Annotated in this window: 13 protein-coding genes; 4 read left to right on the plus strand and 9 right to left on the minus strand. The window is 73.6% G+C overall.

Annotated features, from left to right (window positions below; all coding sequences use genetic code 11):
• Positions 1-7: 7 nt before the first annotated feature.
• The 3 genes from ACFWN3_RS06035 to glmS are packed head-to-tail and all read right to left on the minus strand — an operon-like array spanning position 8 to position 3,736.
• Entirely contained in the window at positions 8-1,474 is a 1,467-nt protein-coding gene (locus ACFWN3_RS06035) for a bifunctional ADP-dependent NAD(P)H-hydrate dehydratase/NAD(P)H-hydrate epimerase (protein WP_377644391.1), read from the minus strand.
• Complete coding sequence (locus ACFWN3_RS06040; RefSeq protein WP_377644393.1) at positions 1,471-1,857, minus strand: holo-ACP synthase; 387 nt, start codon at positions 1,855-1,857, stop codon at positions 1,471-1,473. The genes ACFWN3_RS06035 and ACFWN3_RS06040 overlap by 4 nt, the downstream gene beginning before the upstream one ends.
• 19 nt (positions 1,858-1,876) lie before the next feature.
• Positions 1,877-3,736 (minus strand): glutamine--fructose-6-phosphate transaminase (isomerizing), encoded by a 1,860-nt coding sequence (gene glmS / locus ACFWN3_RS06045; RefSeq protein ID WP_377644395.1) that lies wholly within the window; start codon positions 3,734-3,736, stop codon positions 1,877-1,879.
• Between the two features lie 150 nt (positions 3,737-3,886).
• On the opposite strand from glmS, the gene coaA reads away from it, so the two are divergent.
• Entirely contained in the window at positions 3,887-4,843 is a 957-nt protein-coding gene (gene coaA, locus ACFWN3_RS06050; protein ID WP_377644396.1) for a type I pantothenate kinase, read from the plus strand.
• Positions 4,844-4,851: 8 nt separating this feature from the next.
• Here the strand turns inward: coaA and ACFWN3_RS06055 are convergent, their stop codons facing one another.
• The 3 genes from ACFWN3_RS06055 to ACFWN3_RS06065 form a co-directional block, all read right to left on the minus strand.
• On the minus strand, positions 4,852-5,604 hold the full coding sequence (locus tag ACFWN3_RS06055) for a hypothetical protein (protein WP_377644398.1): 753 nt from the start codon (positions 5,602-5,604) through the stop codon (positions 4,852-4,854).
• A 194-nt stretch (positions 5,605-5,798) separates the two neighbouring features.
• A complete protein-coding gene (locus tag ACFWN3_RS06060; RefSeq protein WP_377644400.1) occupies positions 5,799-7,136 on the minus strand; it encodes a PhoH family protein in 1,338 nt (445 codons plus the stop codon).
• A 171-nt stretch (positions 7,137-7,307) separates the two neighbouring features.
• On the minus strand, positions 7,308-8,069 hold the full coding sequence (locus ACFWN3_RS06065; protein WP_377644402.1) for an isoprenyl transferase: 762 nt from the start codon (positions 8,067-8,069) through the stop codon (positions 7,308-7,310).
• 224 nt (positions 8,070-8,293) lie between these two features.
• Between ACFWN3_RS06065 and ACFWN3_RS06070 the strand changes: the two genes are divergently transcribed.
• On the plus strand, positions 8,294-9,010 hold the full coding sequence (locus tag ACFWN3_RS06070; protein WP_377644403.1) for a hemolysin III family protein: 717 nt from the start codon (positions 8,294-8,296) through the stop codon (positions 9,008-9,010).
• 53 nt (positions 9,011-9,063) lie between these two features.
• On the opposite strand, the gene ACFWN3_RS06075 is transcribed toward ACFWN3_RS06070, so the two are convergent.
• Positions 9,064-9,426 carry a hypothetical protein gene (locus tag ACFWN3_RS06075; RefSeq protein ID WP_377644405.1) on the minus strand — a complete coding sequence of 121 codons (363 nt, stop codon included), beginning with the start codon at positions 9,424-9,426 and terminating at the stop codon, positions 9,064-9,066.
• A complete protein-coding gene (gene mca, locus ACFWN3_RS06080) occupies positions 9,423-10,361 on the minus strand; it encodes a mycothiol conjugate amidase Mca (RefSeq protein ID WP_377644407.1) in 939 nt (312 codons plus the stop codon). The genes ACFWN3_RS06075 and mca overlap by 4 nt, the downstream gene beginning before the upstream one ends.
• A 94-nt stretch (positions 10,362-10,455) precedes the next feature.
• On the opposite strand from mca, the gene ACFWN3_RS06085 reads away from it, so the two are divergent.
• Both ACFWN3_RS06085 and greA read left to right on the plus strand, forming a co-directional pair.
• The gene (locus tag ACFWN3_RS06085) at positions 10,456-10,836 is read left to right on the plus strand and encodes a DUF4307 domain-containing protein (protein WP_377644409.1); all 381 of its coding nucleotides are present in this window, start codon (positions 10,456-10,458) and stop codon (positions 10,834-10,836) included.
• 230 nt (positions 10,837-11,066) lie between these two features.
• Positions 11,067-11,555, plus strand: a complete 489-nt coding sequence (gene greA / locus ACFWN3_RS06090) for a transcription elongation factor GreA (protein WP_377644410.1) — start codon at positions 11,067-11,069, stop codon at positions 11,553-11,555.
• Between the two features lie 138 nt (positions 11,556-11,693).
• Here the strand turns inward: greA and ACFWN3_RS06095 are convergent, their stop codons facing one another.
• A complete protein-coding gene (locus ACFWN3_RS06095) occupies positions 11,694-12,533 on the minus strand; it encodes a PhzF family phenazine biosynthesis protein (RefSeq protein WP_377644412.1) in 840 nt (279 codons plus the stop codon).
• Positions 12,534-12,562: the final 29 nt, after the last annotated feature.

The following is a 12,562-nucleotide window of genomic DNA, read 5'->3' on the forward strand; positions in this document are numbered from 1 at the left end:
CCTGAGTCTAGGACGCCGGTGCGGGCCGCCGGCCCAGCAGGTGGGCGATGACGTGCGGGAGGGCGTGCGCGACGGCGAGCGCGCGCACCGGGCCACCGGGGTTGGCCCGCTCGGCGGCGACGCCGTGGACGAGGGCCGCGAGCGCCCCGGCCCGGTCCACCGGCACCCCGGCGGCGACGATCGTCCCGAGCAGCCCGGCGAGGACGTCGCCCGCCCCCGCGGTGGCGAGCCAGGGCGGGGCGTCGGCCTGCGAGAACACCGGGGCGTGGCCCGGCGGGACGACGAGCGTGGTCGCGCCCTTGAGCAGGACCGTCGCGCCCGTGCGGTCGGCGAGGTCGCGGGCGTGGCGCAGCGGCGCGGCCTCGACCGCCGCCCGCTCGACCTCGGATCCGGTGAGACGGGTGAGGAGGCGGGCGCACTCCCCCGCGTGCGGTGTCAGCAGGGTGGGGCCGCGCCGGGCCCCGAGGACGGCGTCGTCGAGGAGGTCGAGGCCACCGGCGTCGACGACGACCGGCTCCGCGCCGGCCAGGGCCTCGCGGGCGACGTCGAGCTGCGCCTTCGCCCCGGCCGCGCGCGACCCGACGTCGAGCCCCGGCCCGACGACCCAGGCCTGGACCCGCCCCGGCCCGTGGACGGCTTCGGGGACCGCGGCCCGCACCAGCGCCGTGGGGGTCGGCGTGCCGACGTAGCGCACCATGCCGACCCCGCTCTCCACCGCGGCCGTGACGCTGAGCAGCGCGGCCCCGGTGTACGACTCGCCCCCCGCGACGACGCCGAGGACGCCGCGCGAGTACTTGTCGTCGGCCGCGCCGGGCACCGGCCAGAGGGCGGCCACGTCGTCGTGGTCGAGCCGGCGGACGCAGGGCGAGGCGTCGACCTCGAGCCCGATGTCGACCACGGTGAGGACGCCGCACGCCTGCTCGGTGGGCGCCAGGAGGTGGACCGGCTTGGCCACCGAGAACGTCACGGTCTCGTCGGCGAAGACGCCCTCGGGGTCGAGGGCGCCGCCCATCGGGTCCTGACCCGAGGGCAGGTCGACGGCGATGACGTGGGCGGTCTCGGGTACGGCCGCCACCCAGGCGGCGCCCCACGCGGGCAGCCCCGGCCGGGCCCCGATGCCGAGCACGCCGTCGAGGACGACGTCGGCCTCCTCGAGGAGCGCCGGGTCGGTCGTGAGGACGACGCCCGCCTCCTGCGCGGCCGCACGGGCGCCCTCGTGGACCGTGTCGTGGTGGACCGCGACGGCGTTCCAGCCCTCGCGGGCCATCGCGGCGACGGCGTACAGCGCGTCGGCGCCGTTGTTCCCCGGGCCGACGAGCGCCGCGACCCAGCGGCCCCCGCGCGCCTCGAGCCGCGCCGTGGCGACCGCGGCGAGGCCGGCGACGGCGCGCGCCATCAGCTCGCCCTCGTCGAGCCCCGCCATGAGGGCGGCCTCGGCGGCGTAGACGTCGTCGACACCGAAGGCCTCGATCACGCGCCGGCCCCCTCGGTCGGTCCGGACGGCCCCGACGCCTCGGCGACGACGACCGCCGAGGCGATCCCGGCGTCGTGCGAGAGGGAGAGGTGCAGCGACCCGATGCCGAGCAGGTCGACCTGCGTGGCCACCGTCCCGCGGACCTCGAGGTGCGGGCGGCCGTCGGCTCCCCGGTGGACCTCGGCGTCCTGCCAGTTCATCCCCGCGGGCGCACCGAGGGCCTTGGCCAGGGCCTCCTTCGCGGCGAACCGCGCGGCGAGGGAGTTGAGCGGGAGCACGCGCTCGGCCGGGGTGAAGAGGCGCTCGCGCAGGCTCGGGGTGCGGTCGAGGGTGGCGCCGAACCGTGCGACGTCGACGACGTCGATGCCCACGCCGACGATCACCGCGCGCCCGCCGGGCGGGTCACTCGACGGTCACCGACTTCGCCAGGTTCCGCGGCTGGTCGACGTCGAGGCCCTTGGCGGTCGACAGCTGGAGCGCGAACACCTGGAGCGGCACGACCGCGAGGAGCGGGGCGAGCAGCGGCGAGCACTGGGGGATGCGGATGACCTCGCTCGCGAACGGCACGACGTCCTCGTCGCCGTCGTGCGCGACGACGATGGTGCGCGCCCCCCGGGCCCGGATCTCCTGGATGTTGGAGACGACCTTCTTGTGCAGCTCGTGCGGGGTGTCGGGAGCGGGCACGATGACGAAGACCGGCTGGCCGGCGTCGATGAGGGCGATCGGCCCGTGCTTGAGCTCGCCGGCGGCGAAGCCCTCGGCGTGGATGTAGGCGAGCTCCTTGAGCTTGAGCGCGCCCTCCATCGCCACGGGGTAGCCGACGTTGCGGCCGAGGAAGAGGACGGAGCGGGTGTCGGCCATGAACTTCGCCATCTCGACGACGCGGTCCATCCGGTCGAGGAGGTCCTCGATCTTCGCGGGGATCTCGTGGAGCTCGGCCATGACGGCCTTCGCGTCGTCGGCGTAGGTCTCGCCGCGCAGCTGCGCGAGATAGAGGCCGAGGACGTAGCAGGCGGTGATCTGCGCGAGGAAGGCCTTCGTCGACGCGACGGCGATCTCGGGACCGGCGTGGGTGTAGAGGACGGCGTCGGACTCGCGCGGGATGGTCGAGCCGTGCGTGTTGCAGATCGACAGGGTCATTGCGCCGAGCTCGGTGGCGTGCTTGACGGCCATGAGGGTGTCCATCGTCTCGCCGGACTGGCTGATCGAGACGACGAGGGTCGTGCCGTCGACGATGGGGTCGCAGTACCGGAACTCGTGGGCGAGGCTGACCTCGACCGGGATCCGGGTCCAGTGCTCGATGGCGTACTTCGCGACCATCCCGGCGTAGGCCGCCGTGCCGCAGGCGACGATCGTGATGCGGTCGACGGCGCGCAGCTGCTCCTCGCTGATCCGGACCTCGTCGAGGACGAGCCGCCCCGACTCGTCGGTGCGCCCGAGGAGGGTGTCGGCCACCGCGTGCGGCTGGTCGTGGATCTCCTTCTCCATGAAGGTGTCGAAGCCGCCCTTCTCGGCCGCCGCGGCGTCCCACGTGACCTCGTAGGCCTTCCCCTGCGCGGGTGAGCCGTCGAAGCCGATGACCTCGTGGCCGTCGGGGGTGATCGTGACGATCTGGTCCTGGCCGAGCTCGAGGGCGTGGCGGGTGTACCCGATGAAGGCCGCGACGTCGCTGCCGAGGAAGTTCTCGCCGTCGCCGAGGCCCACGACGAGGGGGCTGTTGCGGCGGGCGCCGACGACGACGCCGGGGCTGTCGGCGTGGACCGCGAGGAGGGTGAAGGCGCCCTCGAGCCGCTGGACGGCGCGCTGCATCGCCGTGGTGAGGTCGCCCGTCACGTCGTACTCGCGGCCGACGAGCTTGGCGGCGACCTCGGTGTCGGTCTCGGAGTCGAAGACGGCGCCCTCGGCGAGGAGCTCCTTCTTCAGGGCGTGGAAGTTCTCGATGATCCCGTTGTGGATGAGGGCGAGCCGGTCGCCGTCGCCCCCGCGGTGCGGGTGGGCGTTGCCGTCGGTGGGGCCGCCGTGGGTCGCCCAGCGGGTGTGCCCGATGGCGGTGCGGGCGGCGCCGAGGGGGTGCTCGCCGAGCGCGGTCCGCAGGTTCTCGAGCTTCCCGGCGCGCTTCTCGGCCTGGATCCCGTCGTCGGTGACGAGGGCGACGCCGGCCGAGTCGTACCCGCGGTACTCGAGGCGGGTCAGGCCCTCCATGACGACGTCGAGCGCCGCGCTGTCCATGGTCCGGCCCACGTAGCCGACGATTCCGCACATGCCCGCCAGCCTAGTGCGAGGCGGTCCGCGCGCCGGTCACGGCCGGGCGGCGGCGGTGCGGCCACCCCGGGAGCCGCCGCGAGGGCCGCGGTGCGGGCCGCCGTGCGGGCTGCCGTCGGAGGCGGCGGACGATAGGCAACAATGGCGCGCGTGAGCCCGACCCGCAGGCCCAAGGCCGCGCCGACGCCGTACGTCGAGCTCGACCGGGCTGCGTGGTCGCGGCTGCGCGAGAACCAGCCGATGAGCCTGGAGCACAAGGACCTCGCCCGGCTGCGGGGCCTCGGGGACCGGTTGGACCTGCGTGAGGTCGAGGAGGTCTACCTCCCGCTCTCGCGCCTGCTCCACTACTACGTCGAGGCCGTCCACGGACTGCGCCTCGCGACGAGCGAGTTCCTCGGCGAGCGCCCGAGCCGGGTGCCCTTCGTCGTCGGTGTCGCCGGGTCGGTGGCCGTGGGCAAGTCGACGACGGCGCGCATCCTCAAGGAGCTCATGAGCCGGTGGCCGCAGACGCCCAGGGTCTCGCTCGTGACGACCGACGGCTTCCTCCACTCCAACGCCGAGCTCGAGCGCCGCGGACTGCTGCAGCGCAAGGGTTTTCCCGAGTCGTACGACCGGCGGGCCCTGCTCCGCTTCATCGCCGACGTCAAGTCGGGGCTCCCCGTCGTCGAGGCGCGGCAGTACTCGCACCTCACCTACGACGTCCTGCCCGGGACGGTGACGATCCGCAAGCCCGACGTCCTCATCGTCGAGGGGCTCAACGTCCTCCAGCCGCCGGCGGTCCGTCCCGACGGCTCGAACACCGGCGCCATCTCGGACTACTTCGACTTCTCGGTGTACGTCGACGCCCCGGTCGACGAGATCCGGGCCTGGTACGTCGAGCGCTTCCTCCGGCTGCGCGAGACCGCCTTCGCCGACCCCCAGTCGTACTTCCACCGCTACGCGGCGCTCAGCGACGAGGAGGCGCGGGAGACGGCCACCGGGATCTGGTCGCGGATCAACGAGCCCAACCTCGTCCACAACATCGTGCCGACGCGCGACCGCGCGACGCTCGTGCTCACCAAGGGTGAGGACCACGCCGTGACGCGGATCCGGCTGCGCAAGATCTGACGGGTCGGTCAGTACCAGTGCGGTGAGCGGGCCTGCCACTGGTCGAGCGCGTTGCACGGCGTGCCGTAGGACTTCTTGATGTAGTCCAGGCCCCAGCGGATCTGGGTCACCGGGTTGGTGCGCCAGTCGCTGCCCATCGTCGCCATCTTGCGACCGGGGAGGGACTGCGGGATGCCGTAGGCGCCGGACGACGGGTTCTCGACGTACCAGCGCCAGTCGCTCTCGCCGATCCAGAGCTGGTCGAGGCAGGGCCACTGCGCCTGGCTGTACCCGAACTCGGGGAGGAGCAGGCGGGCGACGGCCTTGGGGTCCTGCTGGGCGTTGGCGATGATCCGCTTGCGCTCGGCGGCCCGGGCGGCGCGCTCGGCCGCGGCCTTGCGCGCCTTGGCGAGCTTGGCGGCACGCGCCTTCTCGAGCTGGGCGTTGCGGGCGGCGGCGGCCGACAGCTGCGCGTTGGCGGCACTGCGGTCGGCGGCGACGCGGGCGACGTCGGACTGCTCGGTCTTCGACTGCTCGGTGGAGACGGTCGAGGTGAGCGCGTCGACGGCGAAGGTCAGCGACTCGGCGTTCGCGGCGCCCCCGGAGGACGCCGCGGCGATCGCGCCCGTGGACAGGAGCGTGGCGGCGATCCCGGCCGTGACGACCGGACGACCCAGCGCCGTGCGCGCGGCCCGGCCGACGACCGAGCGCCGCGGGGCAGCGTGGCCACCACGCCCGACGGGGGCGTGACGGGGCGCGTGGCGCGGAGCGTGGCGGGCCATGAGGCGTGCAGGGACCTTCCTGGGACAACGGGTGGCGGCGGCCGGGGCGCATCGCGACCACCCGGCGGCGTTACCGAATCGAGACCTTACTGTAGGTGAGATCGCCGAGGGGGCGAAATCGACAGGACGCCCGAGGGGCGGACGCCGCCGCTCGCGCCGGGGCCGTCCACGGGACGCCCCGGCAGGCGCGCGGGTCAGATCTCGATGCCCTCGAGGAGGTCGGTGACGAGGGCCGCGATGGGGCTGCGCTCGGACCGGGTCAGCGTGACGTGGGCGAAGAGCGGGTGCCCCTTGAGCGCCTCGACCACCGCGACGACACCGTCGTGGCGCCCGACCCGCAGGTTGTCGCGCTGCGCGACGTCGTGGGTGAGCACGACGCGCGAGTTCTGGCCGATGCGGGAGAGCACGGTGAGCAGGACGTTGCGCTCGAGGCTCTGGGCCTCGTCGACGATGACGAACGCGTCGTGGAGGCTGCGGCCGCGGATGTGGGTGAGCGGCAGGACCTCGAGCATGCCGCGGTCGAGAATCTCCTCGACGACCTCGCGAGAGACCAGGGCCGACAGCGTGTCGAAGACCGCCTGGCCCCACGGGTTCATCTTCTCGGCCTCGGACCCGGGCAGGTACCCGAGCTCCTGGCCGCCGACGGCGTACAGGGGACGGAAGACGACGACCTTGCGCTGCTGGCCCCGCTCCATCACGGCCTCGATGCCGGCGCAGAGGGCGAGCGCGGACTTCCCGGTGCCGGCGCGGCCGCCGAGGCTGACGATGCCGATGTCGGGGTCCATGAGGAGGTCGAGCGCGATCCGCTGCTCGGCGCTTCGGCCGTGGAGGCCGAAGGCGTCGCGGTCGCCACGCACGAGGCGGACCTGCTTGTCGGGGCCGACCCGACCCAGGCCGGAACCGCGCGGGGAGAGGAGCTTGAGCCCCGTGTGGCAGGGGAGCTCGGCGGCGGCAGGGCTCTCGAGGCGGCCGTACTCGTAGAGGTGGTCCATCTCCTCGACCGAGATCTCGAGCTCGTCCATGCCGGTCCAGCCGGACTCGACCGCGAGCTCGGCGCGGTACTCCTCGGCCTCCAGGCCACAGGCCGAGGCCTTGACCCGCATCGGCACGTCCTTGCTGACGATCGTCACGAGGCGGCCCTCGTTGGCGAGGTTGCGCGCCACCGCGAGGATGCGGGTGTCGTTGTCGCCGAGGCGGAAGCCGGCGGGCAGCGACATCGTGTCGGTGTGGTTGAGCTCGACCCGCAGGGTGCCGCCGTGCTCGCCGATCGGGACGGGGGCGTCGAGGCGCCCGGCCTTGATCCGCAGGTCGTCGAGCATCCGCAGGGCCTGACGGGCGAAGTAGCCCAGCTCGGGGTGGTGGCGCTTGGCCTCGAGCTCGGTGACGACGACGACCGGGAGGACGACCTCGTGCTCCTCGAACCGGGACATCGCCCGCGGGTCCGAGAGCAGGACCGAGGTGTCGAGCACGTACGTGCGGCGCGGCTCCTTCCCCTGTCGTGCTGCCGGTGCCGGTCGCGTGCTCGAAGCCATGGCCACTCCTGAGGAAGGGAGAGAAGAGGTGCGTGGGATCGACGCTACGACTCGGTCCGAGCTCGTCCGCGGAGGCCGTCAGCGTGTCGGCGGCCGTCCCGAAACCAGCCGTTCGGACGACCCTGTGACGGGTGTGACGAGTGGTGCGGATGGTGCGTGGGGTGGCCCACGTCAGGACCCGAAGCGGCGCTCGCGCTCGCCGAACGCCCGCAGCGCGCGCAGGAAGTCGACCTTGCGGAAGTCGGGCCAGTAGGCCTCGCAGAAGTAGAACTCGCTGTGCGCGCTCTGCCACAGGAGGAAGCCGCCGAGCCGCTGCTCCCCCGACGTGCGGATGACGAGGTCGGGGTCGGGCTGGCCCTTGGTGTAGAGGTGCTCGGCGATGTGCTCGACGTCGATGACCTCGGCGAGCTCCTCGATGCTCGTGCCCCTCGTCGCGTGCTCCTGGAGGAGCGAGCGCACGGCGTCGGCGATCTCGCGGCGCCCGCCGTAGCCGACGGCGACGTTGACGAGCATCCCCTCGACGTCGCGGGTGCGGTCCTCGGCGGCCTTGAGCCGGGCGGCCGTCTGGGCGGGGAGGAGGTCGAGGGCGCCCACGGGGTGGATCCGCCACCGGTGGGCGTCGGCGAGGGTCTCGACGGCCTTCTCGATGATGCCGAGGAGGGGGCGCAGCTCGACCTCGGGGCGGTTGAGGTTGTCCGTGGAGAGCAGCCACAGGGTCACGACCTCGACCCCCACCTCGTCGCACCACGACAGGAGGTTGGCGATGTTGTCGGCGCCGGCCTGGTGGCCCTCGCTCGCGCCGGCTCCTCGCGCCCGGGCCCAGCGGCGGTTGCCGTCGAGCATGACGCCGACGTGGCGCGGCACCTCGCGGTTGGCGAGCTCCTTGGTGAGGCGGCGGGCGTACGCGGCGTAGAGCACGTCACTCAGCGCCATCCGACCTGTCCTCCCACCGCTCCGGGGCCGGCCGCGCGCTCGCGGTCGGATGCCACCCACGCTACTCCGACGACCCCGGGCGCACGACGCGGCGGGGCCCGGTGCGACCGTCGGGTCGACCGTGCGACCGTCGGGTCGGCCCGTCGGGTCGCCAGGTCCGGGTGCGGCCCGGATCACCCGGCGACCCGGCCCTAACCTACGGTCGCGTAGGTTACGCTGGGCCGATGACGCGCCCCGACTCCCCGCCCGAGCCCGACTCGGGCCCCCTCGAGGCGCTCGAGACGCGGGTCGAGGCGGCTCTCGAGCTCGTCAAGCCCCGCCTGCGCGGCTGGCTGCACGCGGGGATGACCCCCCTCGCGCTCGTCATGGGCATCGTCCTCGTCGTCCTCGCGAGCACCACCGAGGGCAAGGTGTCGGCGGCCGTCTTCGGCGGCACCGCGGTGCTCCTCTTCGGCACGTCGGCGGTCTACCACCGCGGGACCTGGTCGCCGCGCGTCGGCGCCTTCCTGCGCCGGTTCGACCACTCCAACATCTTCCTCATCATCGCCGGCACCTACACGCCGTTCGCCCTGCTCCTGCCGCGCGACCAGGCCACCCGGATGCTCGTCATCGTCTGGAGCGGCGCCATCATCGGGGTGCTGTTCCGGGTCTTCTGGACCAATGCCCCGCGCTGGCTCTACGTGCCGGCGTACATGATGCTCGGCTGGGTCGCGGTGTTCTACTTCGGCCCGCTGCTCGAGCACGCCGGTGGCGCGGTCATGGCCTGGGTCGTCGTCGGCGGCGTCCTGTACAGCCTCGGCGCCCTCGTCTACGGCATCAAGCGACCCGACTTCTCCCCGCGCTGGTTCGGGTTCCACGAGGTGTTCCACACCCTGACGATCCTCGCCTTCGGGGCGCACTTCGTCGCGGCCTCGCTGGCCCTGACGGGCCCCGCGGTCTGACCGTCGCGGGCCTCGGCTACCGGCGAACCCGGATCGAGCCGGGTGGGCGAGGGTCAGTCGCCCCCGCCACCACCGCCGCCGTCTCCCCCGCCACCCGACGAGCCGGAGCCGCCGTCGGAGTCGCCGCCGCTCGACGGGCCGTCGGACGGTGTGGGGTCGGGGCCGCGGTCGGGGCCGTCGGAAGACCTGCCGGACGAGCCGGCGTCACCGGACGCCGCGACGACGGGGGTCGAGCCGTCGGCCTGGGGGTCGTTCCTCCCCCGACCGGCCTGCTGCTGGCGGTAGGACATCCGCCGCATCCGCGCGTTCATGTTCCGCATGAGGAACCACAGCGCGAGCGCGAGGACGAAGAAGGCGAGAAAGGCCAGGAAGCCCGGTCCGCTGTCGGCCGAGGGGGCGTCGGTCGCGAAGGTCATGCCTGCCGCTCCGTCCGGGTGTCGAGGGCGACGGTGAGGTCTCCCGAGGTGGCGAGGGCGTCGGCGGCCGCGACATCGCTGGGCAGGCCGGCGAAGAGGTCGTCCTCGCCCTCGGTGATCGGGACGTAGGAGAGCGCGGCCTCGTAGTCCTCGGTCGGCCACACCTCGGCCTGCACGCCCCGGGGCACGCGGAACCAGGTGCCGTCGGGGTCGACCTGGGTCGCGTGGGCGAGGAGGGCGGCATCGCGCTGCTCGAAGTACGCCGAGCACTCGACGCGGGTCGTCACGGTGCGGTCGGGGCGCTGCCACCCCTCGAGCCACTCGGCGTACGGGCTCTCCTCGCCGAGCGCCGTGAGGGCCTCGTGGAAGGCCTCGATGCGCGCCTTGCTGAACGTCTGGTTGTAGTACACCTTGAGCGGCTGCCAGGCCGGGCCGGCGTGCGGGAACGACTCGGGGTCGCCCGCGGCGTCGACGGCCGCGACCGAGACGTCGTGGCACCTGATGTGGTCGGGGTGCGGGTAGCCGCCGTTCTCGTCGTACGTCGTGACGACGTGCGGGCGGAACCGTCGGATCTCGCGGACGAGGGCCTCGGTCGCCACCTCGAGGGGCGCGAGGGCGAAGCAGCCGTCGGGCAGCGGGGGGAGGGGGTCGCCCTCGGGGAGCCCGGAGTCGACGAAGCCGAGCCACACGTGCTGCACCCCGAGGATGGCGCGGGCGCGCTCCATCTCGTCGCGACGGACCTGCGCGAGGTCGCGCAGGATGTGCGCGTCGTCCTTGAGCCGGGGGTTGAGGACGTCGCCCCGCTCGCCGCCGGTGCACGAGACGACGAGGACCTCGTGGCCCTCGGCGACGTAGCGGGCCATGGTGGCGGCACCCTTGCTGGACTCGTCGTCCGGGTGCGCGTGGACGCACATGAGCCGGAGCCGGTCGGTCACGGGAGGGACCCTTCGCGTCAGAGACCTCGGGCATCCCCGAGAATGGACGCCGACCATCCTCTCACCCCGTTCCCCCACGTCATCGAGGACCCGCATGCCCCTCCCCCGCCCCGCCCCCGGCACCGCGCGCTGGTGGGTCGTCGGCACCGTCGGCGTCCTCCTCGGGGTCGCGTTCGCGGTGTGGTTCGGCCTGGCGTCGACGGTCGGCTCGGTGCGCCCCGAGGTGACCGCCTACCGCGTCGAGTCCGACAGCTCGGTCGTCGTCGAGTACGACCTGCACCGCCCCGAGGGCACCGCCGTGCTCTGCCGCGTCGACGCCCTCGACGCGACGAAGGGGCGGGTGGGCACCGTCGAGGACGCGGTCCCGGCGACGGGGCCCACCTCGATCCACCGGGAGGTCCGCATCCGCACCAGCGTCCGGGCCGTGACGGGGGTCGTCGACTCGTGCACGCGGGTGCCGGCGCCCACGCCCTGACCTGCGCCGAGGCGGTCGTGGGCGGCACCGGTCGCGGCGCTCCCGCCTCGGGGGATGTGGACGACGGATGTGACACCCGCAGTGGCGCCACGTAGACTGTGTCGTTCCGCACCTCGGGTCTGGGTCCGACGCGTACGCCTTCACGGCCGCCATCGGACCCGGGCCCGTTGCCGTAGTCCGGCGGCGGCCCGAGACCGGGCCCGACCGCCCCCATGACCAGGAGTACAGACGTGACCGAGACCGCCAACCAGGCGAGCTACCTGACCCAGGGCGCCTACGACCGCCTCAAGTCCGAGCTCGAGGAGCTCACCGGCCCGGGTCGCAGCGAGATCGCGAAGAAGATCGAGGCGGCCCGTGAGGAGGGCGACCTCAAGGAGAACGGCGGCTACCACGCCGCCAAGGAGGAGCAGGGCAAGATGGAGGCCCGCATCCGCCAGCTCACCCAGCTGCTCGAGACCGCGACCATCGGCGAGACCCCCGCCGACGACGGCATCGTCGAGCCCGGCATGGTCGTCACCGTCGACATGTTCGGCGACGAGGAGACCTTCCTCCTCGGCTCGCGCGAGATCACCGACGACACGATGCAGGTCTACTCCGAGAAGTCGCCCATCGGCGCGGCCGTCAACGGCGCGAAGATCGGCGACACCGTCTCCTACGAGGCACCCAACGGCAAGCAGATCGAGGTCAAGGTCCTCGCGACCACGCCCTACGAGGTCTGAGCCCCGCTCCGCGCGAGCGCCCGACGGGCCCGTCCCCCCACCGCGGGGGCCGGGCCCGTCGTCGTCTCGGGCGGACCGACGCGACCGGTCACGGTGGTGACGTCCCCGGCGTGACTTCGTGGTCGGTGCCCGTACGGGTCAGGCGGAGAGGGTGCCGGTGACGAGGGTGCGGGTCGCGCCGCCGACCCACGTCGTGCCGTCCTCGACGCTGACGTGGACGCGGCCCTCGCGACCGATGACGGTGCCCTGGGCCGCGACGTAGCGCGGCGGCAGGTGGCCGGCCGGGACGAGCCACTGCGCCAGGCCGGCGTTCAGGCTGCCGGTGACGGGGTCCTCGCCGAAGTCCCGGTCGTCGGAGTAGAAGGCCCGCACCTCGAGGCCGACGCCGTCCTCGCGCGCTCCCGGCGCATAGGCCGCGGCCAGCCCGAGCTTCATGCCGCGCGCCTTTGCTCGGTCGGGGTCCGCGGCGAGGACGACCTCCGGGGAGCGCAGGAGCAGCCCCAGCCAGCCCGGCCCGTTGTCGACCCAGGCGGCCTCGACGACGTCGTCGGGGCGCAGGCCGAGGGCGTCGACGACGCGGTCGAGCTGACCGCCCTCCACCGGCCCGGACCGCACGAGCGGCGGCGCGGCGAAGCCCAGCCGCTCCCCACGGCGGACCTCGACGAGACCGGCGGCGCACTCCTGCACGACGACGCCGTCGCGCGCGGCCACCCCGCCGGCCTCGAGCCACGCGTGGGCGCTGCCGAGGGTGGGGTGCCCCGCGAACGGCAGCTCGCCGCCGACGGTCCAGATCCGCACGCGGTAGTCGGCCCCCTCGCTCGTCGGAGCGCAGAGGAAGGTGGTCTCCGAGAGGTTGGTCCACCGCGCGATGGCGAGCATGTCCTCGTCACCGAGCCGGTCGGCGTCGTGGACCACCGCGATGGCGTTGCCCCGGAAGGGGACGGTCGAGAAGACGTCGACGACGCGCACGGCCACCATGCGCCCATGCAACCACGACGGCGGAGGTC

It is taken from the genome of Oryzobacter terrae (genome assembly GCF_042756445.1).
GTDB classification, from domain to species: Bacteria; Actinomycetota; Actinomycetes; order Actinomycetales; family Dermatophilaceae; genus Oryzobacter; species Oryzobacter terrae.